General features: G+C 68.8%; 19 protein-coding genes and 1 tRNA gene. 3 read left to right on the top strand and 17 right to left on the bottom strand.

What is annotated here, in order from left to right:
- Position 1: 1 nt before the first annotated feature.
- The 11 genes from IFT36_RS00390 to polA all read right to left on the bottom strand — a co-directional run bounded on the left by IFT36_RS00390 (position 2) and on the right by polA (position 13,405).
- Positions 2-916, bottom strand: a complete 915-nt coding sequence (locus tag IFT36_RS00390) for an SDR family NAD(P)-dependent oxidoreductase (protein WP_056045248.1) — start codon at positions 914-916, stop codon at positions 2-4.
- Positions 906-2,972 carry an excinuclease ABC subunit UvrB gene (gene uvrB / locus IFT36_RS00385; protein ID WP_043592809.1) on the bottom strand — a complete coding sequence of 689 codons (2,067 nt, stop codon included), beginning with the start codon at positions 2,970-2,972 and terminating at the stop codon, positions 906-908. The genes IFT36_RS00390 and uvrB overlap by 11 nt, the downstream gene beginning before the upstream one ends.
- Positions 2,973-2,982: 10 nt before the next feature.
- The gene (coaE, locus tag IFT36_RS00380) at positions 2,983-3,633 is read right to left on the bottom strand and encodes a dephospho-CoA kinase (RefSeq protein ID WP_200412168.1); all 651 of its coding nucleotides are present in this window, start codon (positions 3,631-3,633) and stop codon (positions 2,983-2,985) included.
- 78 nt (positions 3,634-3,711) lie between these two features.
- The gene (rpsA, locus tag IFT36_RS00375; RefSeq protein ID WP_043592805.1) at positions 3,712-5,160 is read right to left on the bottom strand and encodes a 30S ribosomal protein S1; all 1,449 of its coding nucleotides are present in this window, start codon (positions 5,158-5,160) and stop codon (positions 3,712-3,714) included.
- Positions 5,161-5,328: 168 nt separating this feature from the next.
- Positions 5,329-7,020, bottom strand: coding sequence for a DUF885 domain-containing protein (locus tag IFT36_RS00370; RefSeq protein WP_200412167.1), 1,692 nt, complete (start codon positions 7,018-7,020; stop codon positions 5,329-5,331).
- 125 nt (positions 7,021-7,145) lie between these two features.
- Entirely contained in the window at positions 7,146-7,415 is a 270-nt protein-coding gene (locus tag IFT36_RS00365; RefSeq protein WP_043592801.1) for an HPr family phosphocarrier protein, read from the bottom strand.
- Positions 7,416-7,441: 26 nt separating this feature from the next.
- Complete coding sequence (locus tag IFT36_RS16270; RefSeq protein WP_056045258.1) at positions 7,442-7,906, bottom strand: PTS sugar transporter subunit IIA; 465 nt, start codon at positions 7,904-7,906, stop codon at positions 7,442-7,444.
- 2 nt (positions 7,907-7,908) lie between these two features.
- Positions 7,909-8,217, bottom strand: coding sequence for a PTS lactose transporter subunit IIB (locus IFT36_RS16265; protein WP_054146078.1), 309 nt, complete (start codon positions 8,215-8,217; stop codon positions 7,909-7,911).
- Positions 8,218-8,264: 47 nt separating this feature from the next.
- Positions 8,265-9,461 carry a PTS mannitol transporter subunit IICB gene (locus IFT36_RS16260; protein ID WP_056045261.1) on the bottom strand — a complete coding sequence of 399 codons (1,197 nt, stop codon included), beginning with the start codon at positions 9,459-9,461 and terminating at the stop codon, positions 8,265-8,267.
- A 113-nt stretch (positions 9,462-9,574) separates the two neighbouring features.
- On the bottom strand, positions 9,575-10,336 hold the full coding sequence (locus tag IFT36_RS00355; protein ID WP_056045263.1) for a DeoR/GlpR family DNA-binding transcription regulator: 762 nt from the start codon (positions 10,334-10,336) through the stop codon (positions 9,575-9,577).
- A 396-nt stretch (positions 10,337-10,732) separates the two neighbouring features.
- The gene (gene polA / locus IFT36_RS00350; protein WP_200412166.1) at positions 10,733-13,405 is read right to left on the bottom strand and encodes a DNA polymerase I; all 2,673 of its coding nucleotides are present in this window, start codon (positions 13,403-13,405) and stop codon (positions 10,733-10,735) included.
- A 186-nt stretch (positions 13,406-13,591) separates the two neighbouring features.
- Between polA and IFT36_RS00345 the strand changes: the two genes are divergently transcribed.
- Positions 13,592-13,945 carry a PaaI family thioesterase gene (locus IFT36_RS00345; protein ID WP_249408402.1) on the top strand — a complete coding sequence of 118 codons (354 nt, stop codon included), beginning with the start codon at positions 13,592-13,594 and terminating at the stop codon, positions 13,943-13,945.
- Between the two features lie 58 nt (positions 13,946-14,003).
- On the opposite strand, the gene IFT36_RS00340 is transcribed toward IFT36_RS00345, so the two are convergent.
- A complete protein-coding gene (locus tag IFT36_RS00340) occupies positions 14,004-14,609 on the bottom strand; it encodes an ANTAR domain-containing response regulator (RefSeq protein WP_043592796.1) in 606 nt (201 codons plus the stop codon).
- 39 nt (positions 14,610-14,648) lie between these two features.
- Between IFT36_RS00340 and IFT36_RS00335 the strand changes: the two genes are divergently transcribed.
- Positions 14,649-14,734 (top strand) — tRNA-Leu (locus tag IFT36_RS00335).
- A gap of 292 nt (positions 14,735-15,026) precedes the next feature.
- Entirely contained in the window at positions 15,027-15,230 is a 204-nt protein-coding gene (locus tag IFT36_RS00330; protein ID WP_043592793.1) for a cold-shock protein, read from the top strand.
- 124 nt (positions 15,231-15,354) lie between these two features.
- On the opposite strand, the gene IFT36_RS00325 is transcribed toward IFT36_RS00330, so the two are convergent.
- From IFT36_RS00325 to lgt, 5 genes are all read right to left on the bottom strand, one after another.
- Positions 15,355-15,984 (bottom strand): hypothetical protein, encoded by a 630-nt coding sequence (locus tag IFT36_RS00325; protein WP_200412165.1) that lies wholly within the window; start codon positions 15,982-15,984, stop codon positions 15,355-15,357.
- A gap of 85 nt (positions 15,985-16,069) precedes the next feature.
- Positions 16,070-17,518, bottom strand: coding sequence for a pyruvate kinase (gene pyk / locus IFT36_RS00320; RefSeq protein WP_056045267.1), 1,449 nt, complete (start codon positions 17,516-17,518; stop codon positions 16,070-16,072).
- A 78-nt stretch (positions 17,519-17,596) separates the two neighbouring features.
- Positions 17,597-19,054, bottom strand: a complete 1,458-nt coding sequence (locus tag IFT36_RS00315) for a glutamate synthase subunit beta (protein WP_200412164.1) — start codon at positions 19,052-19,054, stop codon at positions 17,597-17,599.
- On the bottom strand, positions 19,047-23,624 hold the full coding sequence (gene gltB, locus IFT36_RS00310; RefSeq protein ID WP_056045274.1) for a glutamate synthase large subunit: 4,578 nt from the start codon (positions 23,622-23,624) through the stop codon (positions 19,047-19,049). Before gltB ends, IFT36_RS00315 begins: the two co-directional genes overlap by 8 nt.
- 288 nt (positions 23,625-23,912) lie before the next feature.
- On the bottom strand, positions 23,913-24,914 hold the full coding sequence (gene lgt / locus IFT36_RS00305) for a prolipoprotein diacylglyceryl transferase (RefSeq protein WP_307784981.1): 1,002 nt from the start codon (positions 24,912-24,914) through the stop codon (positions 23,913-23,915).
- Positions 24,915-24,936: the final 22 nt, after the last annotated feature.

The following is a 24,936-nucleotide window of genomic DNA, read 5'->3' as shown; positions in this document are numbered from 1 at the left end:
GTCAGGGGGCCGGGGACGAGACGGTCGGATGGACGCCCGTCAGGCCGGCGGACACCTGCCACAGACGCGATGCCACCGACTCGTCACGGCTGTGACGTTTCGCGGGCACGCGGGCCGGAGCGCCGGTCAACTGGAACCATCCGGCCGGACCCCAGTATTCCCCGCCGTGGACGTCTTCGCCCACGAGGGCGTGGACGAGAGGCTCTGCTCCGACCTCCTTGCCCTGGGAGAAGACGTGCATCATCGAGGTGAGGACGGCGGGAGGGCGGCGGGGCTCGACGACGGGCGGGCGCGGGTCGCTGAGCGAGTCCCACGAGAACCCGGGGTGGGCGACGACGCTGGAGACCGAGGATCCGGCGGCCCGGAGGCGACGGTCGAGGTCGAAGCCGAAGGTCATGACCGCGAGCTTGGAACGTGCGTAGGCGACCGCGCCGGAGTAGCTCGAGACCATCATGGGATCGTCCAGGTCGAGTCGCACCCACCGATGGCTGATGCTTCCGAGGTGGACGACTCGAGCCCGCCCTGCCGACTCGAGGGCCGGCATGAGGTGCGAGACCAGGGCGAAGTGGCCGAGATGATTGGTGCCGAACTGGAGCTCGAACCCGTCGGTCGTCGTCTGACGCCGACGGGAGCCGACGACGCCGGCGTTGGCCAGGAGGCCGTCGACCGGTCCGCCGGCGGCGATGGCGGATGCACCCGTGCGGACCGAAGCGAGGTCGGCCAGGTCGAGGGCGACCGTGTCGACGTCCGCCCCGGGCACGCGGCTGCGGAGGAGATCGGCGGCCCGCACGGCCCTCTCGGCGTCGCGGGCCGCGAGGACGACCTGGTGACCGGCCGCGACGAGCCGCTCGGCGGAGTAATAGCCGAGCCCTGCGGTCGCACCCGTGACGACGACGCGTCGACGATCACCGGGCATGACCGGCCGCCTCCATCTGTCGCAGATCTTTCTTCAGGTCGGCGACCTCGTCGCGGAGCCGACCGGCCAACTCGAACTTGAGCTCGGCCGAGGCCTGCAGCATCTGCTCGTTGAGGTCGGCGATGATCGCTTCGAGGCCGTTCGCGGCGCTGGCGGCCTTGCCCTCGCGGCGGAGGTTCGGCGTGGGGGCGCGCTTGCCACCCTGGCGATCCGCGAGGAGGCGTGCGGTGTCGGCACCTTCTCGGGCCAGGACCTCGGTGATGTCGGCGATCTTCTTGCGGAGCGGTTGGGGGTCGATGCCTCGCTCGAGGTTGTAGGCGACCTGCTTCTCTCGACGACGATCGGTCTCTTCGAGCGCCTGTTTCATCGAGTCGGTCATCACGTCGGCGTACATGTGGACCTGACCCGAGACGTTTCGTGCCGCACGGCCGATTGTCTGGATGAGTGACGTGGACGAACGGAGGAAGCCCTCTTTGTCGGCGTCGAGGATCGCGACGAGCGACACCTCGGGGAGGTCGAGGCCCTCACGGAGCAAGTTGATGCCGACGAGCACGTCGTAGACGCCCTGCCGCAGTTCGGTGAGCAGTTCGACCCGCCGGAGCGTGTCGACGTCGGAGTGCAGGTAGCGGACTCGCACTCCGGCCTCGGTGAGGAAGTCGGTGAGTTCTTCGGCCATCTTCTTGGTCAGGGTGGTGACCAGGACACGTTCATCGATCTCGACCCGTGTGCGGATCTCTTCGAGCAGGTCGTCGATCTGGCCCGCGGACGGCTTGACCACGATCTCGGGATCGATGAGCCCGGTGGGTCGGATGATCTGCTCGACGACGCTGTCGGTGATGCCCAGCTCGTACTTGCCGGGCGTCGCCGAGAGGTAGACCTTCTGGCCGACCCGGTCGAGGAACTCCTCGAACTTGAGGGGTCTGTTGTCGAGGGCGCTGGGAAGCCGGAAGCCGTGGTCGACGAGGGTGCGCTTGCGCGAGGCGTCGCCTTCGTACATGGCGCCGATCTGGGGCACGGTGACGTGCGACTCGTCGATCACCACGAGCAGGTCGTCCGGGAAGTAGTCGAGCAGGCAGTGGGGTGCCTCGCCGGGCGACCGACCGTCGATGTGCGCGGAGTAGTTCTCGATGCCGTTGCAGAAGCCGATCTGTTCCATCATCTCGAGGTCGAAGGTCGTGCGCATGCGCAGGCGCTGGGACTCGAGGAGCTTTCCCTGCTTGTCGAGCTCGTCGAGGCGGGTGGCGAGTTCGTCCTTGATGGTGCCGATGGCGCGGTGCATGACATCTGTGCCCGCGACGTAGTGCGAACCGGGGAAGACCGAGACGGCGTCCATCGTCTTGACGACGTCGCCCGTCAGCGGATGGAGGGCGTACAGCGCCTCCACCTCGTCGCCGAACATCTCGATGCGGATGGCCAGTTCTTCGTACATCGGGATGATCTCGATCGTGTCTCCCCTCACGCGGAAGTTGCCACGGGAGAAGTCGATGTCGTTCCGCTGGTACTGCATCGAGACGAACCGCCGGATGAGCGTCTCGCGATCGATCCGCATGCCGACCTGGAGGGCGATCATGGCCTCCATGTAGCCCTCGGGGGTGCCGAGCCCGTAGATGCAGGAGACCGTCGAGACGACGATGACGTCGCGTCGGCTCAGCAGCGAGTTCGTCGTCGAGTGCCGCAACCGCTCGACCTCGGCGTTCACCGAGCTGTCCTTCTCGATGAAGGTGTCGGTCTGCGGGACGTAGGCCTCGGGCTGGTAGTAGTCGTAGTACGAGACGAAGTACTCGACGGCGTTGTTCGGGAAGAGCGATCGGAACTCGTTCGCCAACTGGGCCGCGAGCGTCTTGTTGTGGGCGAGCACGAGCGTGGGCCGTTGCACCTGCTCGACGAGCCAGGCGGTGGTCGCCGACTTGCCCGTTCCGGTGGCGCCGAGCAGGACGACGTCGGTCTCGCCGGCGTTGATGCGCCCCGCCAGTTCGGCGATGGCGGCCGGCTGGTCGCCACTGGGTTCGAATTCGCTGATGACTTCGAACGGGCGCACACTGCGGGTCGGTTCCATGGATTCCAGCTTAGGAGGGACCACCGACACTCGTGTCGTGGGAGGCCGCCTGCTTCGCCGCTGACAGCGAACGCAGACGGTCGTAGAGGTCGTCCGCCTGTTCCAGCGTGCTCTCGAGCGAACCGGAGGAGTCGACGACGAGGTCCGCCACGGCGAGCCGCGTCCGGTCGTCCGCCTGCGCGTCCACGCGACGCCGCGCCTCCTCGTCGTCCATCCCGCGGAGCTCGACGAGTCGCCTCAGGCGGACCTCGCGCGGGGCGTGCACGACGACGACCACGTCGAAGCCGTCGGTCCCCCGCGATTCGACGAGCAACGGCACGTCGTAGACGACGACGCGACCCGCGTCGTCCGCGACGGCGTCGGACATGCGCCGGACCGAGAGCTCGTGCACGGCCGGGTGGGTGATCCCTTCGAGGTCACGGCGTGCAACGGCGTCGGCGAAGACGATCGTCCCCAGGGCGGCTCGGTCGAGGGAGCCGTCGGGCTGCAGGACGTCGGAACCGAAGCGGGCGACGACGGCCTCGAGTCCGGCGGATCCGGGCTCGACCACCTCGCGGGCGAGGGCGTCGGCGTCGATGTGCGCCGCGCCCCGTTCGGCGAGTCGACGGGCCACGACCGATTTGCCGGCGGCGATGCCACCGGTCAATCCACAGACGAACACGACGTCGAGACTACGCCGGAAACGCCCGAAGGCGGCTCCCCCGAGGGGGAACCGCCTTCTGGTCGAGACCGGAGGGACTCAGTTGTTGTTCGACAGCTTCTCGCGCAGAGCGGCGAGCGACTCGTCGTCGGCGAGGGTGCCGGCGCCCGAAGCGGACTCGGCCGAGAACGACGAACCCGTGGGAGCGTCGAACGTCGTCTCTTCGACGAGCGAGGCAGCGACCTGCTTCTTGTGGGCTTCCCAGCGCGCCTGGGCGGCAGCGTAGTCCTGCTCCCACTTCTCGCGCTGCGAGTCGAAGCCCTCGCGCCACTCGTTCGTCTCGGGGTCGAAGCCCTCGGGGTACTTGTAGTTGCCCTGGTCGTCGTACTCGGTGAGCATGCCGTAGAGCGCCGGGTCGAACTCGGTGCCTTCGGGGTCGACGCCCTCGTTGGCCTGCTTGAGGCTCAGCGAGATGCGACGGCGGTCGAGGTCGATGTCGATGACCTTGACGAACACCTCGTCGCCGACGGCGACGACCTGCTCGGCCAGCTCGACGTGCTTCGCCGACAGCTCGGAGATGTGCACGAGGCCCTCGATGCCGTCGGCCACGCGGACGAACGCACCGAAGGGGACGAGCTTGGTGACCTTGCCCGGAGCGACCTGACCGATCGCGTGCGTGCGGGCGAACACCTGCCACGGGTCTTCCTGGGTGGCCTTGAGCGAGAGCGACACGCGCTCACGGTCGAGGTCGACCTCGAGGATCTCGACGGTGACCTCCTGGCCCACCTCGACGACCTCGCTGGCGTGCTCGATGTGCTTCCAGCTGAGCTCGGAGACGTGCACGAGGCCGTCCACGCCGCCCAGGTCGACGAACGCACCGAAGTTGACGATCGACGAGACGACGCCCTTGCGGACCTGGCCCTTGTGGAGGTTGTTGAGGAAGGTCGTGCGGCTCTCGGACTGCGTCTGCTCGAGGAGGGCACGGCGCGACAGGACCACGTTGTTGCGGTTCTTGTCGAGCTCGAGGATCTTGGCCTCGATCTCCTGGCCCAGGTAGGGCGTGAGGTCGCGGACGCGGCGCAGCTCGATGAGCGATGCGGGGAGGAAGCCACGGAGGCCGATGTCGACGATGAGGCCACCCTTGACGACCTCGATGACCGTACCGGTGACGACGCCGTCGGCGTCCTTGATCTTCTCCACGTCGCCCCAGGCACGCTCGTACTGAGCGCGCTTCTTGGACAGGATCAGACGGCCTTCTTTGTCTTCCTTCTGGAGGACGAGGGCCTCGACCGTGTCGCCGACCTCGACGACCTCGGTGGGGTCGACGTCGTGCTTGATCGAGAGTTCGCGCGAGGGGATGACGCCCTCGGTCTTGTAGCCGACGTCGAGGAGGACCTCGTCGCGGTCGATCTTCACGACGGTGCCCTCGATGAGGTCGCCGTCGTTGAAGAACTTCAGGGTCTTCTCGACCGCGGCCAGGAAGTCATCAGCGGATCCGATGTCGTTGATGGCGACCTGCTTGGGTGCCTTGGTCGTTACGGTTGTCATGTAGTTAGTGCTCCAGTACGGGCATGAATCGGGCCGTGCTCGTCCCTCGAACGGTGTCCGGGAGGGTGTGTCGAACGCGGCGTGCGGAAATGTCGACGCAGATAGCGCTCGGTCATCTTAGCGCGGCGCCGCAGGTGTGGGCAACGGCGTGTCGCGGGTCGCGGCGACTCACGCGAGCAGTGCCCGCCTGAGCGTGTCGAGCCCGACCCCGCCCAGCTGAAGGGCGTCGCGGTGGAAGGCCTTGACGTCGAAGGTGGCGCCGTCTCGACGGGCTCGTTCGGCACGGAGGTCTTCCCAGATGCGCTGACCGACCTTGTACGACGGCGCCTGCCCCGGCCAACCGAGGTACCGGTCGACCTCGAAGCGCACGAACTCGGTGTCCATGTTGACGTTCTCCGACATGAAGGCGAAGGCGTTCGTCGCGTCCCACCGCCCGCCGCCGCCGGGGAACGGCTTGCCGAGGTGGACACCGATGTCGAGCACCACACGCGCGGCACGCATGCGCTGACCGTCGAGCATGCCCAACCGGTCGCCCGGGTCACCGAGCCAACCGAGTTCGTCCATCAGCCGTTCCGCGTACAGGGCCCAGCCCTCGGCGTGCCCGGAGGTGCCGGCCAGTTGTCGACGCCACGTGTTCAGCGTGGCCCGGTTGTGGACGGCCTGACCGAGCTGGAGGTGGTGGCCGGGGACCCCCTCGTGGAAGACCGTCGTCGTCTCGCGCCACGTGCCGAAACGGGTGACCCCCTCGGGCACGGACCACCACATGCGGCCCGGACGCGAGAAGTCGTCGCTGGGGCTCGTGTAGTAGATGCCGCCGTCCTTGGTCGGTGCGATGCGGCACTCGAGCCGGCGGACCGGCTCGGGGATGTCGAACTGGTCCCGACCCAGCTCGGCGACCGCGCGGTCGCTGAGCTCCTGCATCCAGGCGCGGAGTGCGTCGGTGCCGTCGAGCTGGCGTGCGGGATCGGCATCGAGCAGCTCGATGGCCCGGGAGACCGACGCCCCGGGTTCGATCCGCCGGGCGACCTCTTCTTGTTCGGCCGTCATCCTGGCGAGCTCGTCGATCCCCCACTCGTAGGTCTCGTCGAGGTCGACCGTCGCTCCGAGGAACCGTCGCGAGTGCAGGGCGTAGGCGTCGCGCCCGACGGCGTCGTCGGCCGTCGCCGCGGGGAGCAACTCGTCGAGCAGGAAGCGTCGGAGGTCGACGTAGGCCTCCGCCGCCGACGAGGCGCCCGACGAGAGGTCCCGGCCGAGCGCCGTTCCGGGTTCGGTGCCGTCACCGAGCCGGGCGTCCCGCACGAACTCGGCGAAGAAGCCGTCGTCGGCACCGATGCGGGCACACTGCTCGGCCACCTTCTCGACCTGGCGCCGGGCGGGGGTGACTCCCCCGGCGATGCCCGCGCGCAACGTCTCGACGTACTGGTCGACGGCGGTCCGTACCCGGCCGAGGCGGGTCGCGACGTCGACCCAGTCGCGCTCGGAGGCGGTGGGCATGAGGTCGAACACGTCGCGGATGCCCTGGGCGGGTGACGCGATCACGTTGAGGTCGCGCAACTCGAGGCGCTGTTCGGCGTAGAGCAGCTCGAGCTCGAGCTCGCTCGTCAGGTCGTCCCGGGTGACCCGGTCGACGTCGTCCACGGGGGTGGTGGCCCGCAGTTCGGCCAGCGTGGCCCGGACGGCCTCGACGCGTCGGGCATGACCGTCGGGCGAGTAGTCGCCGTACTCGCCCGTCCGGCCCTCACGGCCGATCCAGGTCGCGGTCGTGGGGTCGAGCTCGCAGAGGGTGTCCACCCAGCGTTCGGCGACCCCGTCGACGGGGGTGGGCGTGCGAGGGGTCGGCGTCGTCGCGGCATCGGTCATGCCGACGAGCCTAGTGACGCAGGAAGCGCGGTGCAGGGGGCCCCGCACCGCGCCTCCTCGGCTCCCACGACGAACGGGACGCCCGCCGACTCTCGTCGGCGGGCGTCCCGTTCTGGTGTCGGTGCCTACTCTTTGTCGAGGTCGGTCGCCAGGAGCGCGACGAGTTCGTCGAGGGCGGCCTCGGCGTTGTCGCCCTCGGTCGCGACGACGACCTCTTCACCGTGGCCGATGCCCAGCGAGAGCACGCCGAGGATGCTGGCGGCGTTGACGCTCTTGCCGGCCGCGGAGGTCAGCGTGACCTTGGCGCCGGTCTTGCCGGCGGCCTGGCTGAACAACGAGGCGGGGCGGGCGTGCAGCCCGACGCTCGAGGCGATGGTGACGGAACGTTCTGGCATGTCTTCTCCTCTGGAGGGGGTGGGGATCAGTCGTCGTCGTCGGTCGACGCGAGCAACTCGTAGACCTCGGCGGTCGTGGTCGACCCGCGCAGGGCGGCGGCCTTGTCGGGGTCCATCAGGATGCTGGCGAGCTGGCTGAGGATGGCGATGTGGCCGTTGCCCTTGGCGGCGATGCCGACCGTGACCGATACCTCGTTGCCGTCCCAGTCGACCGGGGTCGGGAACCGCAGCACGACGAGGGCGTCCTCTTTGACCGAGTCCTTGCCGGCGAGGGTGCCGTGCGGGATCGCCACACCCTCGCCGACGTAGGTGGACACCGAGTTCTCGCGCTCGAACATGGCGTCGACGTACGACTCGTCGATCGCACCCGCGTCGATCAGGGCCCGACCCGTCTTGCGGATGGCCTCGTCACGCGAGGCGGCGACCTCGTCGAGTCGGATGGACGACTCCGCGAGGAGCGCCGAGAGCTCGGGTGCCTGCTGGTCGGTCATCGTCAGACCTCGACCGTCGAGCCGTCCTGGATCGCCTTGACGACCTTGGCGACGTTGGGGTCTCCCATGAACAGCTGGAACGGCACGACGGGCACGTTCGGCACGACGCCGCGGGCGCGCTCGGCCAGGTTGTTCTGGGTGACGACGACGTCGGCGTCCGACGGGATCGACGCGACGGGCGAGTGCTCGACGGTGACACCGCTCTTCTTCAGCTGCTTCTTGAGCGTGGACGCCAGCATGACGCTGCTGCCCATGCCCGCGTCGCACGCGACGATGAGTTTCTTGATGCTGGAACCGTCGAGGGTTGCCATGACCTTCTCCTTGTGTGGTGGTGGTGCTGACTGGTGGTGCGGGCGGGCTAGGCGGTGGGTGCCGCGGTGCCCTTGCTGGTGGCCTTGTTGGCCGCGGTGGCGGCCTGGGCGTCGGCGAGAGCCTGCTCCTGTGCGGCGGAGTCCTCGGCACGGGCCTCGCGGTTCTCCTTGCGACCGAAGCCCATGAGGAGGGACGAGACGACGAACGAGACGGCCGCCGAGAGCAGGATACCCAGGTAGATCGGGAGAAGGTCCCCGCGGGCGGCGACGAGCGTGTAGGCGATGATGCTGCCGGGCGAGGCAGGGCCGACGAGCCCGACGTTGAACAGGGCGAACGTCGCGATGCCGGTCGCTCCACCGAGGACGGCGGCGACGAGCAGGATCGGCTTCATCAGCACGTACGGGAAGTAGATCTCGTGGATGCCACCGAAGAAGTGCACGATGATCGCGGCCGGGGCCGAGGGGCGGATGGCGCGCGGACCGAAGAAGAGGTACGCGAGGAGGATGCCGAGACCCGGGCCGGGGTTCGACTCGAGCATGAAGAGGATCGACTTGCCGGCCTCCTGCACCTGCGTGCCACCGAGGGGGGTGAGGATGCCCTGGTTGATGGCGTTGTTGAGGAACAGGACCTTGGCCGGCTCGATGATGATCGACGCCAGGGGCAGCAGGCCACGGTCGACGAGGAAGCCGACGGCGCCGCCGAAGACGTTCGTGATCGCGGTGGTGACCGGGGCCAGGCCGAAGAAGGCGAGCACGCCCATGGCGCCACCGATGATGCCGAGCGAGAAGTTGTTGACGAGCATCTCGAAGCCGGACTTGATGCGGCCGTCGACGAGCTTGTCGAACTGCTTGAGGACCCAGGCGGCGAGCGGGCCGACGATCATCGCGCCGAGGAACTGGGGCACGTCGGTCGCGACGATGACGCCCATGACGGCGACGGCGCCGATGACGGCACCGCGCTGACCGTGGACCATGCGACCACCCGTGTAGGCGATCAGGATCGGCAGCAGGTACTTGATGATGGGACCGACGAGGCCGGGCCACGGGGTGCCGTCGGACATCTCGCCGAAGCCGCCGAGCTGGGGCACCGGCGTCCAACCGGTCTGGATGAACAGGGCCGTGATGAGGCCCCAGGCGATGAAGGCGCCGATGTTCGGCATGATCATGCCGGCCAGGAAGCCGCCGAAGCGCTGGACGCGCGCTCGGGCTCCCGTACCGGTGACGGTGGGGGTGAATTCGGACATGGTGACGACTTCTCCTTGTTTCTCTCAGCGACGAGAGGGGTGTGGGGTGATGGAGGTGGTGCGAGGTGCTGTGGTGCGTCGGGAGGGAACGAGGGGGGCCGGTCGGAGTCGCGTCATGCGATCACGACCCGGGGGCCGGCCTGTTCGACGTCGTCGGCCAGCTCGGCGTCCACGCCGGAGTCGGTGATGACGGTGTCGACGTCGGTGAGCGGTGCGACCTTGGCGAAGTCCTCGCGACCGAACTTGGTGTGGTCGGCGAGGACGACTGTGCGTCGTGACGCGGCGATGAGCGCGCGCTTGACCCGCGCCTCCGCCAGGTCGGGGGTGCTGATCCCACGCTCCACCGAGACGCCGTTCGTCCCGATGAACGCGACGTCGGCGAAGACGTCGGCGATCTGGGCCCGCGTCCAGTCCCCCACCGCGGAGTACGTGCGGGTGCGGATGAGGCCGCCGAGCAGGTGGAGCGTGACGTTCGGTCGGCTGATGAGGATGGTGGCGACGGCGAGCGAGTGGGTGACCACGGTCAGCTCCCGGTCGAGGGGCAGGAGTTCGGCCAGACGGATGGTCGAGGTGCCGGCGTCGACGATGATCGAGCCGCCGTCGGGCAGTTCGTCGAGGGCGGCCCGGGCGATGCGCTCCTTCTCGGACGCGGCCGTTCCCTCCCGGTCGACCACGGGAGGCTCGATGCCGAGGCGCTCGACGGCGATGGCGCCTCCGTGGACGCGGCGGAGGACGCCCCGGCGCTCGAGGGCGGTCAGGTCGCGGCGCACGGTCTCGGGCGCGACCGAGAGCTCTCGTGCGAGACCGGCCACCTCGACTCGGCCCCGGGACAGGGCCGTGTCGAGGATCTGCTGGTGACGCTCCGGTGCGTACATGGGAGACCTCGTCGTCGGACTGCACGGCCGCCTCGGGGGCTGACCGGTGGTGCGGAAGTGCGGAAGGAGTTCAACTGTTGTTGATCTGCGCTTATATAAGTCCGTTTGTGTGGCCCGGTCAAGTCTGTACCGCGTGTCGTGTCCGTTTGTGCCCGAGTGGGGCGTCGATTGGCTGCCCGATGGGCAACCGATGCCCGATGAACGGGCAGCACGTGCCCGAGCGGGGCCGCTCGGGCCGGGTCGTAGGACCCCGGGGACAGGAGGCGCGCGCAGAAGGGCAGGACGGACCGTCTCGGCGACGTGCGACGTGCTACGTGCTACGTGCGACGTGCGACGTGCGACGTCGCCGAGACGGACCTCGGGTCCGTGGCCGTTCGGCGCCGCGGCGCCCGGGGCTCAGTGGGCCGCTGCGTCCCAGCTCTCGCCGAGGCCGACGCTGACGTCGAGCGGCACGCGCAGGTCGGCCGCCCCGCTCATGCGCCGACGCACGATCTCGCGTACGTCGTCGACCTCGCCCGGTGCGACCTCGACGATGAGTTCGTCGTGCACCTGCAGCAGCACGCGCGACCCCATCTCTCGCTCGTCGAGTTCAGATCGGACACCGAGCATCGCGATCTTCATGATGTCGGCGGCCGAGCCCTGGATCGGCGCGTTCAGGGCGGCCCGCTCGGCGTTCTCGCGCAGGACGCGGTTCGGGGACTTGAGGTCGGCGAAGGGGCGGCGCCGACCGTAGATGGTCTCGGTGTAGCCGTCTTCGCGCGCCTGCTCGACGACGTTGCGGAGGTACTCGCGTACGGCACCGAACCGGGCGAAGTAGTCGGTCATGAGCTGGCGTGCCTCGGCGGTCTCGATGCGCAGCTGCTTCGACAGGCCGAAGGCGCTGAGCCCGTAGGCGAGGCCGTAGGACATGGCCTTGACCTTCGTGCGCATGGCCGGGCTGACGTCGGCGGGTTCGACCCCGAAGATGCGGGCACCGACGAACCGGTGCAGGTCTTCGCCCTCGTTGAACGCCTGGATCAGCCCCTCGTCGCCCGAGAGGTGCGCCATGATGCGCATCTCGATCTGCGAGTAGTCGGCCGTGAGGAGCGTCTCGTAATCGGGCCCGTGCACGAACGCGGCGCGGATCTCGCGACCGACGGCGGCCTTGACCGGGATGTTCTGGAGGTTGGGGTCGACGGACGAGATGCGCCCGGTCGTCGTGCCCGTCTGGTCGTACGTCGTGTGGATGCGCGCGTCGTCGGCGATCGACTTCTCGAGGGTCTCGATGATCTGGCGCAGCTTCGTCGCGTCGCGATGCTTCAGGAGCAGGTCGAGGAAGGGGTGCGGGTGCTTCTCCTGCAGATCGGCCAAGGAGGCGGCGTCGGTCGAGAAGCCCGTCTTGGTCGCTCGGGTCTTGGGCATCTGGAGTTGCTCGAACAGCACCTCTTGCAGCTGCTTGGGTGAGCCGAGGTTGACCTCGCGTCCGATCTCGGCGAACGCCGCCGTGGCCAGTTCGCCGGCCTGTTCACCCAGACGGAGCGAGAGCGCCTTGAGCGTGTCGCGGTCGGCGGCGACACCGGTGAGTTCCATGTCTCCGAGCACCGGCACCAGGGGCAGCTCGATCTCGGTGAGCACCCGACGGGAGCCCTCGTCGAGGGCGGCAACCAACGACTCGGACAATCGGAGGACGTACCAGGCCTCGGAGGCCACGTTGACGTCGTCGTCCGCCGACACGAGCTGGTTGGGATCGCCGACGGGCAGCGTCTCTCCGAGCTGCTCGTAGACGAGGTCGGACAGGGCGAACGAGGTGCGGCCCGGGCGCAGCAGCCAGGCGGTGATCCGCGGGTCGCCGGCGATGCCCGTCAGCGTGAGGCCGGCCCGCGACAGCGCCTTGTAGGCGCGCTTCGCGTCGTGGACCACCTTGGGCGTGGCGTCGTCGAGCCAGGCTTCGAGGGCCACGTAGTCGCCGCGACCCGCGGCCCAGGGCACGTACGCCGACTCGTCGAGGGACGAGATGCCGAGCCCGACGATGCCGTCCGTGCCGTACTCGACCGTGAGGCCGACGGGCTTCTCGGGGTCGGACGCGTGCTTCTTCAGCCAGAAGGCCAGTTCTTCGTCGATGAGGGTCCGGACGACGGGGAGGCCTTCGGGGGCCGCCGTCACCGCTGTCTCACCCGCGTTCGCGGCGGAGGGTTCGGTCGATCCCGACAGGGCCAGGACGCGCTCGAGCAGGGTGCGGAACTGCAGTTTGTCGAAGAGCTCTCGGACGGCCGCCTCGTCGATCGCCCGGCGCTCGAGGTCACCCGGCCCCACCGGGAGCTCGACGTCGGTCACCAGCCGGTTGAGCCGGCGGTTGCGGATGGCGTTCTCTTTCTGCTCGCGGAGCTTCTGCCCGACGACGCCCTTGATCTCGTCCGCGCGAGCGATGATCTCGTCGAGACCCCCGTAGAGGTTGATCCACTTGACGGCGGTCTTCTCCCCCACCTTGTCGATGCCGATGAGGTTGTCGCTCGTCTCGCCGACGAGAGCGGCGACCTCGGGGTACTGGTGGGGTTCGATGCCGTATCGCTCGAAGACCTTGTCGCGGTCGTACCGGGTGAGTTCGCTCACGCCGCGGGCCGAGGGATAGAGGAGGGTGACGTCGTCGTTGACCATCTGGATGGCGTCGCGATCGCCGGAGACCACCAGGACCCGGTACCCGTCGTCACGACCGCGGCTCGCCAGGGTCGCGAGGATGTCGTCCGCCTCGAAGTCCTCTTTGGTGATCGTGGTGATGCCCATGGCGTGCAACGCCTCTTGGAGAAGCGGTATCTGGCCCACGAACTCGGGCGGGGTCTCGGACCGCGTGCCCTTGTACTCGGGGTACTCGCGGGTGCGGAAGGAGAAGCGAGAGATGTCGAAGGCCACGGCCAGGTGCGTCGGTTTCTCGGCCTTGAGTAGGCTGAGCAGCATCGAGATGAAGCCGTGGATGGCGTTGGTGTGCTGACCTTCGCGGTTCACGAAACTGTCGACCGGGAGGGCGTAGAAGGCCCGGAACGCCAGGGAATGGCCGTCGATGACCAGGAGGGTAGGCTTCGTGTCGTCCGTCACCACGTCAGCCTAGCGGGCACCCCCGACACCGTCGCCGGGCGCCCCGGTCCGATCCACCGGAGAACCATGAGCACTCCGTCCGCCGTCCCGAACGACGCCGAGAGGACCGTCTCGTCGGACGCGTCCCTGAGCGACGCCGCCGCCGAGTTGTTCCGCCGACGGGGTGTCGGTGCCCTGGCCGAGAAGATGGGCATCGTGATCGACGAGATGAGCGCCGAGCGTGCCGTGGGTCGGATGCCCGTCGACGGAAACACCCAGCCCGTCGGCATCCTGCACGGCGGGGCACACGTCGTCCTGGCCGAGACCCTCGGGTCGGTGGCGGCCAACGTGCACGCGGGAGCCGGACGCGTCGCGATGGGCATCGAACTGAACGCGAGCCACAGCCGGTCGGCGGCGACCGGATGGGTGACGGGCACCTGCACGGCCCTTCATCTCGGTTCCACCCTCACGACGCATCAGGTCGTCATGACCGACGATCGCGGTCGTCTGTTGTCGACGGTCCGCATCACGAACTTCCTCACGGACGCCCGCGACCGGTAGGCCGACGAGAGAAGGCCCACCCCGATCGTCGGGGAGGGCCTTCTCTCGTCGCGGACGACTACTTCTTGGCGCTCAACTGTTCGATGATCGCCTGGGCCACGTCGTGCATCGTCAGGCGGCGGTCCATGGACGCCTTCTGGATCCAGCGGAAGGCCTCGGGTTCGGTGAGCCCCATCTTCTCGTTGAGGAGCCCCTTCGCCCGGTCGACGAGCTTGCGGGTCTCGAAGCGCTCGACCAGGTCGGCGACCTCGGCCTCGAGGGTGATGATCTGTGCGTACCGCGAGAGGGCGATCTCGATCGCGGGCAGCAGGTCGTTGGGGGTGAAGGGTTTCACGACGTAGGCGAGGGCGCCTGCCTCGCTCGCCCGCTCGACGAGCTCCTTCTGGCTGAACGCGGTCAGGAGGACGACCGGCGCGATGTGCGCCTTCGAGAGCCGCTCGGCGGCGGAGATGCCGTCCAATTGGGGCATCTTGACGTCCATGATGACGAGGTCGGGGCGCAACTCGGTGGCGAGGGCGACGGCGGTCTCGCCGTCCCCGGCCTCTCCCACCACCTCGAAACCGTTGTCGCGGAGGATCTCGACGATGTCGAGGCGGATGAGGGACTCATCTTCGGCCACGACGACGCGACGGGGTGCTGCTGGGGTTGCTTCCTGGTCACTCACGACGTGAAGCCTACGGTATTGTCGACCTGGTTGTTGTGCGCCGGATTGGCGGAATGGCAGACGCGGAGCACTCAAAATGCTCTGTCCGTGAGGGCGTGTGGGTTCGAGTCCCACATCCGGCACCAGCCCCGGCGCGAAGCCGACCGACGAGATGTGGCTCTCCTTGCCTCGTCCGGTCATCGGGCCGACACACCGACACGAGTTCTGCTCAGAGGGTGTGTTCGTGGGCATCCGTGCACTACGCTGATGGAACTGGTTGTTGTGTTACGCATTTGTATCTCGCGACGTGCCGAAGGCCTCCTCTCACCGAGAGGGGTTCCGACGGTGGCGTCGTTCTCAGAGGGAGCGGACAAAAAGGCACCGCGACGAGCGATCTCGAAATCGAGATCGACAACTCTGATTGAAGGAACAAGAAAAATGGCAACAGGCACCGTTAAGTGGTTCAACTCCGAAAAGGGCTTCGGCTTCATCACCCCCGACGACGGAACCACTGACGTCTTCGCGCACTTCTCCGCGATCGCCGGCGACGGCTACCGCAACCTGGAAGAGAACCAGAAGGTCGAGTTCGACACGGCTCAGGGCAACAAGGGCCTCCAGGCCGAGAACATCCGCGTCATCTGACTCGGTGGCGTCCTCGTGACGCCGTCAGTCGGCGGGCTCGCCCGCCACTGAACCGAAAGCCCCGATCCGCTCCGGCGGGTCGGGGCTTTCTCCGTTCCCGTCTCGGGTGGGAGGGTCGGCCATCTCACGGCAGGGGAAAGCCGAGGAGGCGCGCCACCGGCTCGTAGTCCCGGCTCGCAGTCCGGTAGGCGCTCTCCCATTCGGCGATCCGTGCTCCGGCCTCCCTCGGGTCGGTGAACCGGTCGTCCTCGCCGCCACCGGCGACGAGGGCTTCCCGCGCCTCGCGGTATCGGCTGGTCAAGGTCGCCCAGAGGACCAGTTCGTCCCCGGTGGAGTCCTCGGGCGCCGCCCGGGCGACGTCCCACGGCACCTCGACGGCAGGCAGAGGTCCTTCCGGTGGACTCGGCGCCGCGGCGGTCCCACGAGCTTGGTCACCCGCCCCCTCCTGGAAGATCGTCCGGGTGCCGATCGCCAGCACGGCCCCGACCGCGGCGCCGAGGACGAAGATCAGCGAGAGGGCCCAGAGGCCGTCGACCCGCCACACGGTCGCCGCCACTCCCCCGAGGAACGAGCCGCCCACGAGGGCACCGAGAGCTGCCCACCGGCCCACCCCCGCGCCTCCTCGGCTGGTCTCTCGGATCTCGGGGCCGAGGCTGCGACGAGTCTCGACCACACCGTGACCGCTCCAGGACGGCACCACGTACAAGCGGGCCTCGAACTCGAAGCACGAGGGATGACGGGCGTCCACGGACATGCCGTGAGCGTACGCCCCGCCGACACGACGAAGCCGGGGCGATCCGAGGGGATCGCCCCGGCTTCGCCAGGGGTGTCGCGGTGCGTCAGGGCTGCGACGCGTAGGCCGGAGCGGCCTCCCCGTGGGCGTCACCCACGCGGTGCACCCGGAGATCGTTCGTCGAGCCCGCGATCCCGGGAGGGGACCCGGCGATCACGATGACCTTGTCGCCCGACTCGGCGAGGTCGTTGCCGAGCAGGATGTCGTCCACCTGCGCGAACATGGCGTCGGTGTGCGTGACGGTCTCGACCAGGTAGGACTGGACGCCCCAGCTGATCGCCATGCGGCGACGGATCGCCTCGTTGGGCGTGAAGGCCAGGATGGGGATCGAGTGACGCAGGCGCGACATGCGACGCACCGAGTCGCCCGATTCGGTGAAGACGCAGAGGAACTTCGCCTGGACGAAGTCGGCGACGTCGGCCGCTGCCAGGGTGATGGCGCCGCCCTGCGTGCGCGGACGCGTGCCGAGCGGAGGGATGCGCTCGAGCCCGTGCTCTTCGGTGGAGGCCACGATGCGCGCCATGGTCTGCACCGTGATGACCGGGTACTCGCCGACGCTCGTCTCGCCCGAGAGCATGACCGCGTCGGTGCCGTCGAGGACGGCGTTGGCGACGTCCGAGGTCTCGGCGCGGGTCGGGATCGGGCTCGAGATCATGGACTCGAGCATCTGGGTGGCGACGATGACCGGCTTCGCCATGCGACGCGAGAGCTCGACCGCGTGCTTCTGCACGATGGGCACGGCCTCGAGGGGCAACTCGACGCCCAGGTCGCCACGGGCGACCATGATGCCGTCGAAGGCGTCGATGATGGCCTCGAGGTTGTCGACGGCCTGGGGCTTCTCGATCTTCGCGTAGACGGGGACCTTGCGGCCCTCTTCGGCCATGATCTCGTGCACGCGCACGACGTCGTCCGCGTCGCGCACGAACGACAGGGCGATCAGGTCGGCGCCGAGTCGGAGACCCCAGCGGAGGTCGGCCTCGTCCTTGTCGGAGAGGGCGGGCACGTTGACCGCCACGCCGGGGAGGTTGATGCCCTTGTTGTTCGACACCGTGCCGGCGACGACGACCTCGGTCGTGACGACGGTGCCGTCGGTCTCGAGGACGCGGAGCTTGACGCGGCCGTCGTCGATCAGGAGCGGGTCTCCCGCCGTGACGTCGTCGGGGAGGCCCTTGAACGTCGTGCCGCAGATCTCCTTGGAACCCAGGATGTCGTCCGTGGTGATCTTGAACACGTCGCCGACCTCGAGGTCGTGCGGACCGTCGGCGAACTTGCCGAGGCGGATCTTGGGGCCCTGCAGGTCGACGAGGACCGCGACGGCGCGGCCCGAGTCGGCCGACGCCTGGCGGACGTTCGCGTAGACGCCTTCGTGGACGTCGTAGCTGCCGTGGCTGAGGTTCATGCGGGCGACGTCGACGCCGGCGTCGATGATCGCCCGGATGTCGTCGTAGCTCGACGTCGCCGGCCCGAGGGTGGCGACGATCTTTGCGCGTCTCATGTGTTCCGTTCGTGTGGGGGGAAAGGGGGTGGGACGACTACAGCCCGACTCCCACCCTATTCCCGTCGGATGGCCGGATCAGACCGAGATGGACCGATCGGTGGGCTTCACCGGGAAGGGCAGCACGGTCTGGCCCTCGAGGTAGGCGTCGACGGCGGAGGCCGTGGCGCGGCCCTCGGCGATCGCCCAGACGATGAGCGACTGCCCGCGCCCGGCGTCGCCGGTCACGAAGACGCCTGGTTCGCCCGTCTCGTAGGTGGCACCGCGCTCGAGGGAGCCGCCACCGTCGAAGGTGAGCCGCAGCTGCTCCTCGATGGTGTCGCGCTCGGGTCCGGTGAAGCCGAGCGCGAGCAGGACGAGGTCGGCGGGGACCTCGCGCTCGGTGCCCGCCTTGGGGACCCGTCGACCGTCGACGTACTCGGTCTCGGCGACGCGGATGGCCCGCACCTCGCCGACCTCGTTGGTCAGGAACTCGACCGTCGACGCGAGGTAGACCCGCTCGCCGCCTTCTTCGTGGGCACTCGACACCTCGAACAGCGTGGGGAACATCGGCCACGGCTGTGCCTCGGGGCGTTCTTCCGGGGGCTGCTGGCCGATCGCGAGGTTGGTCACCGAGAGGGCACCCTGCCGGTGGGCGGTACCGATGCAGTCCGCACCGGTGTCGCCGCCGCCCAGCACGACGACGTGCTTGCCCTCGGCCGTGATCTGGTCGGCCACCGTGTCGCCCGCTCCGGCCCTGTTCTGCTGCACGAGGTAGTCCATGGCGAAGTGGATGCCGGACAGGTCGCGTCCCGGGATCGGCAGATCACGGGGAACCGTCGCGCCCGTCGCGACGACCACGGCGTCGTAGCGGGCCCGGAGGTCGTCCCACGAGATGTCCCGACCGATCTCGACCCGGGCGCGGAAACGCGTGCCCTCGGCCTGCATCTGGGCGATGCGCTGCTCGATCTGCTTCTTCTCCATCTTGAAGTCGGGGATGCCGTAACGCAGCAGGCCACCGATGCGGTCCTCGCGCTCGTAGACGGCGACCGTGTGGCCGGCACGCGTGAGCTGCTGGGCGGCGGCCAGCCCGGCGGGGCCGGAACCGACGACGGCGACCGTCTTGCCCGTCAGGCGCTCGGGCGGGTGCGGGGTGACCCATCCGGCGGCGAACGCCTGGTCGATGATCGAGACCTCGACCTGCTTGATCGTCACCGGGGGCTGGTTGATGCCCAGGACGCAGGAGGACTCGCACGGCGCGGGGCAGAGACGACCGGTGAACTCCGGGAAGTTGTTGGTCGCGTGCAGGCGCTCGACGGCCTGACGGCCCTCTCCACGCCACATGAGGTCGTTCCACTCGGGGATCAGGTTGCCGAGCGGGCAGCCCTGGTGGCAGAACGGGACGCCGCAGTCCATGCAACGGCCCGCCTGACGTCGGAGCTCGCCGCTCTCCTGCTGCTCGTAGACCTCTTTCCAGTCCATGAGCCGGACCGACACGGGTCGGCGCCTGGGCAGCTCGCGGGTCTGCGTCTTCAGGAAGCCTTTGGGGTCAGCCACCGGTCACCTCCAGGATTCTCTTCCATGCTTCGTCGCCATCGGGGTCGAGACCCTCGTCGACGGCCGTCTGCCGGGTGGCGAGGACGGCGGCGTAGTCGCGGGGCAGCACCTTCACGAACTCGGCCACCGTGGCATCGAGGTCGTCGAGCATGTGCTCCGCCACGGGTGACCCGGTCTCGGCGAGGTGCCGGCGCAACAGGTCGGTCAGGATCTCGACGTCGGCGCTGCCGAGGGGGTGGAGTTCGAGTTCACCCGAAGCGAGTGCCTCGGCGTTGACCCGTTCGGGCTTGAGCCGGTGCACGTAGGCCGTCCCTCCGGACATGCCTGCTCCGAGGTTGCGGCCCGTGTCGCCGAGGATGACGGCGAGACCGCCCGTCATGTACTCGAGCGCGTGGTCGCCCACGCCCTCCGCGACCGCGCTGGCCCCCGAGTTGCGGACCAGGAAGCGCTCCCCCACGATGCCCCGCAGGAACATGCTGCCCTGGGTCGCGCCGTAGCCGATGACGTTGCCGGCGATGACGTTCTCCTCGGCGGCGAAGGCGCTGCCGCGGGGCGGACGCACCACGACGTTGCCGCCGGAGAGGCCCTTGCCCACGTAGTCGTTGCTGTCGCCCTCGAGGCGCAGGGTGATGCCGGCGGGCAGGAACGCACCGAGCGACTGACCGGCCGAACCACTGAGGTTGATCTCGATGCTGCCGTCGGGCAGGCCGTGCTCACCGTGTCGCAGGGTGACCTCGTGCCCGAGCATGGTGCCGACCGCCCGCTCGGTGTTGCGGATCGGGAGCGTGATCTCGACGTGCCCACCGTTCTCGAGCACGTCGGCACTGCGCTCGATCAGCTGCACGTCGAAGTGCTCGTCGAGGCCGTGGTCCTGCGAGGTGCGGTTGCGTCGGGGCTCGTCGTCGGAGAACGTCGGACCGACCAGCACCGGGGCGAGGTCGAGACCCGAGGCCTTCCAGTGGTCGACGGCGCGGTCGACGTCGAGGACGTCCGTCCGGCCGATGGCCTCGTCGAGACTGCGGAAGCCCAGCGCGGCGAGGTACTCGCGTACCTCCTGCGCCAGGAACTCGAAGAAGTTGACGACGAACTCCGGCTTGCCGGAGAAGCGGGCACGGAGCTCGGGGTTCTGGGTCGCCACACCGACCGGGCAGGTGTCGAGGTGGCAGACCCTCATCATGATGCAGCCCTCGACGATCAACGGCGCCGTGGCGAAGCCGAACTCCTCGCCGCCGAGCAGGGCGGCGATGAGGACGTCGCGGCCGGTCTTCATCTGACCGTCGACCTGGACGACGACACGCTCGCGCATCCCGTTCAGCATGAGGGTCTGCTGGGTCTCGGCGAGGCCGATCTCCCAGGGCGTGCCCGCGTGCTTGAGCGAGTTCAACGGGCTCGCGCCGGTGCCCCCGTCGTGGCCGGACACGAGCACGACGTCGGCCAGGGCCTTCGTGACCCCTGCCGCGACCGCGCCGATGCCGGACTGGCTCACGAGCTTGACGTGGACGCGGGCCTTGGGGTTGGCGCGCTTGACGTCGAAGATCAGCTGCTTGAGGTCCTCGATCGAGTAGATGTCGTGGTGCGGCGGCGGCGAGATGAGACCGACGCCGGCCGTCGCGTGACGCGTTCGTGCCACCCAGGGGTAGACCTTCGTCGGCGGGAGCTGACCGCCCTCGCCCGGCTTGGCGCCCTGGGCCATCTTGAGCTGGATGTCGGTGGCGTGCGTGAGGTACATGCTGGTGACCCCGAAGCGCCCGGAGGCCACCTGTTTCACGGCGCTGCGGCGCTCGGGGTCGAGGAGGCGGTCGACGTCCTCTCCGCCCTCGCCGGTGTTGGATTTGCCGCCGAGGCGGTTCATCGCGATGGCGAGGGTCTCGTGCGCCTCCTGCGAGATCGAGCCGTAGCTCATCGCCCCCGTCGAGAACCGCTTCACGATCGACTCGATGGGCTCGACCTCGTCGAGCGGGACGGCCGGGCGGACGCCGTGCTTGAGCCGGAACAGCCCGCGCAGCGTCATCAGCTGCTCGGCCTGGTCGTCGACGAGCTTGGTGTACTCGCGGAAGATGTCGTAGCGGCGGGTGCGCGTGGCGTGCTGCAGCCGGAACACGGTGTCGGGGTTGAAGAGGTGCCGGGGACCCTCGCGGCGCCACTGGTACTCGCCGCCCGTGGCCAGCCGCTCGTGCGCGATGACGGAGCCGTCGCTGGGGTAAGCGCTCGTGTGTCGCTGCTTGTTCTCGGCCGCGATGACGTCGATCCCCACGCCTCCGAGCATCGACGAGGTACCGGTGAAGTACGTGTCGACGAACTCCTGGCTGAGGCCCACGGCCTCGAACGCCTGCGCCGCGGCGTAGCTCGACACCGTCGAGATGCCCATCTTCGACATGATCTTGAGCACGCCCTTGCCGAGAGCCTTGATCAAGTTGTGCACGGCGTCCTCGGGGCTCAGCCCGGTGATCATCCCGGCCCTCACGAGGTTCTCGCAGGTCTCCATCGCGAGGTACGGGTTGACCGCGGACGCGCCGTAGCCGATCAGCGTGGCCACGTGGTGCACCTCGCGCACGTCACCGGCCTCGACGATCAGGCCGACCTTCATGCGGTTCTCGGTGCGGATCAGGTGGTGGTGCACCGCGGCGATCATGAGCAGCGACGGCACCGGGGCGAAGTCGGCGTTCGAGTCGCGGTCGGAGAGGACGATGAACTCCGCACCGGCCTCGATCGCGTCGTCCACCTCGTTGCACATGGCGGCGATGCGCTTCTCGAGTGCCCGCGGGCCCTTGTCGGCGCGGTACAGCCCGCGGATGGTCGACGTCTTGCGGGAGCCGGGGCTCGGGTCGATGTGCTGGATCTTGGCGAGCTCGTCGTTGTCGATGACGGGGAAGTCCAGGATCACCTGGCGGGCGTGCTCGGGGGTCGCGGCGAGCAGGTTGCGCTCGGGACCGAGACCCAGCTTGAGCGACGTGACCACCGACTCGCGGATCGAGTCGAGCGGAGGGTTCGTCACCTGGGCGAACTGCTGCGTGAAGTAGTCGAACAGGAGGCGCGGGCGCTCGGACAGGACGGCGATCGGCGTGTCGCTTCCCATGGCGCCCAGGGGCTCCGCGCCGGTCTTCGCCATCGGCGTCAACAGGATGCGGACCTCTTCTTCGGTGTACCCGAAGGTGCGCTGACGGCGGGTGACCGACGCCGGGGTGTGCACGATGTGCTCGCGTTCGGGCAGCTCCGAGAGGTGGATGCGCCCCTCGGCGAGCCACTCGCCGTAGGGCGCGGCCGTGGCGAGGTCGCGTTTGATCTCGTCGTCCTCGATGATGCGGCCGGCCTCGGTGTCGACCAGGAACATCTTGCCGGGGCGGAGCCGTCCCTTGCGGACCACCTTGGCGGGGTCGACGTCGATGACGCCGATCTCGCTCGCGAGGACCACGAGGCCGTCGTCGGTGACGAGGTAGCGGCCCGGCCGCAGGCCGTTGCGGTCGAGGGTGGCGCCGACGTGCGTGCCGTCGGTGAACGTGATGGCCGCGGGGCCGTCCCACGCCTCCATGAGCATCGAGTGGTACTCGTAGAAGTCGCGCAGGGTGGGGTCGATGTCGACCTGGTTCTCCCACGCCTCGGGGACCATCATCATGACCGCGTGCGGCAGGGACCGGCCGGTCAGGCTGAGCAACTCGACGACCTCGTCGAACGACGCCGAGTCGCTCGCCCCGGGGCTGACGATGGGGAGGATGGGCTTCAGGTCGCCGATGAGCTCGTTCTCGAGCTGGGACTGCCGGGCACGCATCCAGTTGCGGTTGCCCCGGACCGTGTTGATCTCGCCGTTGTGGGCGATCATGCGGAACGGCTGTGCCAGCGGCCACGACGGGAACGTGTTCGTCGAGTAGCGCGAGTGCACGATCGCGAGTTTCGAGGCGAAGCGCTCGTCGCTCAGGTCGGGGTAGAACGGCTCGAGCTGAAGTGTGGTGACCATGCCCTTGTAGACCATGGTCCGGCTGCCCAGAGAGGTGAAGTAGGCCGAGAGTTTGCGCTCGGCACGCTTGCGCAGCCGGAACGCCTGGCGGTCGAGCGCGACGCCGGCGAGCGGGACGCCGTCGGCGTCGTGGTGCCTGCTGGCGACGAAGAGCTGCTCGAAGGCGGGCATCGCGTTGCGCGCCAACGTGCCGAGTTCTTCGGGGCGCACGGGGACCTCGCGCCAGCCGAGGACGTCGAGGTGCTCGAGGTCGGCGATGCGCTCGATGCCCGTCTTCAGCTCGGAGCGCTCCTGCTCGTCGAGGGGCAGGTAGGCGATGCCCACCGCGTACTGGCCGGCCGGCGGCAGGTCGAAGTCGACCTCGTGGCGCAGGAACTCGTCGGGCACCTGGCAGAGGATGCCCGCACCGTCCCCGGTGCCGGCGTCGGAACCCACGGCACCTCGGTGCTCGAGGTTCCGGAGGGCCCGCAGGGCGGTGTCGACGATGTCGTGACCGGGGGTTCCACGGAGGGTCGCCACCATGGCGAGGCCACAGGCGTCCTTCTCGTTGCGCGGGTCGTAGAGGCCGCTGGCCTCGGGGACCGTGCTGAACTGCTGGTGTGCTGGCGTGAGAGCCATGGAATCCGTCCTCACGAAGAGATCCGACAGGGGGCGGGACGACGTCGGCCCGAGGTGCCTGACGGGGCCGGCTTCTGTGGGCGGCCCCGACTCGGCGGGAGAGGTCGGCTCGTGGCGACCGTGGGCGTGCACGCCGGCGGGAGGGGCCGACTGCGCTCGATCTTACGAGGCGCGGGTGCGTGCACGGGACCGTGTCGCGGGCGGATCGTTCGCACCGGGATGGGGTGGAGGGGATCGGGCGCCACGACGGTGGGGCGCCGGGCCCGCGGTCGTCGTGGAGTGGACGACCTAGGGACGCGGTGAGCGATCGGTGTTGTCGTCCGATGCGCCGACGGTGACCAACTCGGGTTCGTCGTTCTCCGTGTACGTGCCGTCAGAGTCTACAGCAGCCGCCCGCTCGCTCGGCGCACGGCCGGGCACGTAGGGGCCGGGGACCGTGCCGGTGTGGCGGCGGGAGGCGAGGATGAAGAGGACGATCCCGAGGACGATGGCGAAGAAGCTCATCCAGACGTTGGTGCGGATGCCGAAGAAGAGCAGGCTGGGATCGGTGCGGATCGACTCGAACCAGGCCCGTCCGATGCCGTACCAGACCAGGTAGAAGGCCAACGACCGACCCCACTGCATGGGGGCCTTCTTCTCGAGGAGCACGAGGATCGCGACGCCGGCGAGCATCCAGACGATCTCGTAGAGGAAGGTCGGGTGGAAGAGCGTGCCCTCGGGCAGGCCGGTGGGGTAGGCGGCGTTCGTGGACTCGATCTCGAGGCCCCAGGGCAGGTCGGTCGGCATGCCGAAGAGCTCGTGGTTGAACCAGTTGCCGAGGCGTCCGAAGGCCTGCGCGACGAGCAGGCCGGGGGCGAGGGCGTCGGCGAAGACCGTGAACCGGAGACCGGTGAAGCGGCAACCGAGCCAGACGCCGACGGCACCCAACAGCAGGGCGCCGTAGATGGCGAGGCCGCCCTCCCACACGAAGAGGACGTGGATGTACTGGTCGGGCGAGGAGAAGTAGTCCGCCGGGTGGGTGATGACGTGGAACAGGCGTCCCCCCGCGATGCCGAACACCACGGCCCAGATGGCCACGTCGATGACGATGCCCTTCTCCGCCCCCTGCCGGTTCAGACGGTGGTTCGTGATGACCACCGCTGCGACGATGCCGACGAGGATGCAGATCGCGTAGGCGTGTATCCGCAGCGAGCCGGGCAACGACGCCCCGAAGGTCGAGTTCAACCAGGCGGTGACGTCGAAGTACTGCCAGGCGGCCGACGGGCTCGGGATGCTCAAGGGAACGAACACGGGCGTGATGCCTTTCGGAGGG

Source organism: Frigoribacterium sp. CFBP 13605 (assembly GCF_014839405.1).
Classification (GTDB): Bacteria; Actinomycetota; Actinomycetes; order Actinomycetales; family Microbacteriaceae; genus Frigoribacterium.
This window is presented reverse-complemented; position numbering and strand designations above follow the sequence as displayed.

Coding starts and splice junctions, on each gene's coding strand:
- IFT36_RS00390 (WP_056045248.1), bottom strand. CDS start 916: ATGCCCGGTGATCGTCGACGCGTCGTCGTCACGGGTGCGACCGCAGGG.
- uvrB (WP_043592809.1), bottom strand. CDS start 2,972: ATGGAACCGACCCGCAGTGTGCGCCCGTTCGAAGTCATCAGCGAATTC.
- rpsA (WP_043592805.1), bottom strand. CDS start 5,160: ATGACAACCGTAACGACCAAGGCACCCAAGCAGGTCGCCATCAACGAC.
- IFT36_RS00370 (WP_200412167.1), bottom strand. CDS start 7,020: ATGACCGATGCCGCGACGACGCCGACCCCTCGCACGCCCACCCCCGTC.
- IFT36_RS00365 (WP_043592801.1), bottom strand. CDS start 7,415: ATGCCAGAACGTTCCGTCACCATCGCCTCGAGCGTCGGGCTGCACGCC.
- IFT36_RS16270 (WP_056045258.1), bottom strand. CDS start 7,906: ATGACCGACCAGCAGGCACCCGAGCTCTCGGCGCTCCTCGCGGAGTCG.
- IFT36_RS16265 (WP_054146078.1), bottom strand. CDS start 8,217: ATGGCAACCCTCGACGGTTCCAGCATCAAGAAACTCATCGTCGCGTGC.
- IFT36_RS16260 (WP_056045261.1), bottom strand. CDS start 9,461: ATGTCCGAATTCACCCCCACCGTCACCGGTACGGGAGCCCGAGCGCGC.
- IFT36_RS00355 (WP_056045263.1), bottom strand. CDS start 10,336: ATGTACGCACCGGAGCGTCACCAGCAGATCCTCGACACGGCCCTGTCC.
- IFT36_RS00345 (WP_249408402.1), top strand. CDS start 13,592: ATGGGCATCGTGATCGACGAGATGAGCGCCGAGCGTGCCGTGGGTCGG.
- IFT36_RS00330 (WP_043592793.1), top strand. CDS start 15,027: ATGGCAACAGGCACCGTTAAGTGGTTCAACTCCGAAAAGGGCTTCGGC.
- IFT36_RS00325 (WP_200412165.1), bottom strand. CDS start 15,984: ATGTCCGTGGACGCCCGTCATCCCTCGTGCTTCGAGTTCGAGGCCCGC.
- pyk (WP_056045267.1), bottom strand. CDS start 17,518: ATGAGACGCGCAAAGATCGTCGCCACCCTCGGGCCGGCGACGTCGAGC.
- gltB (WP_056045274.1), bottom strand. CDS start 23,624: ATGGCTCTCACGCCAGCACACCAGCAGTTCAGCACGGTCCCCGAGGCC.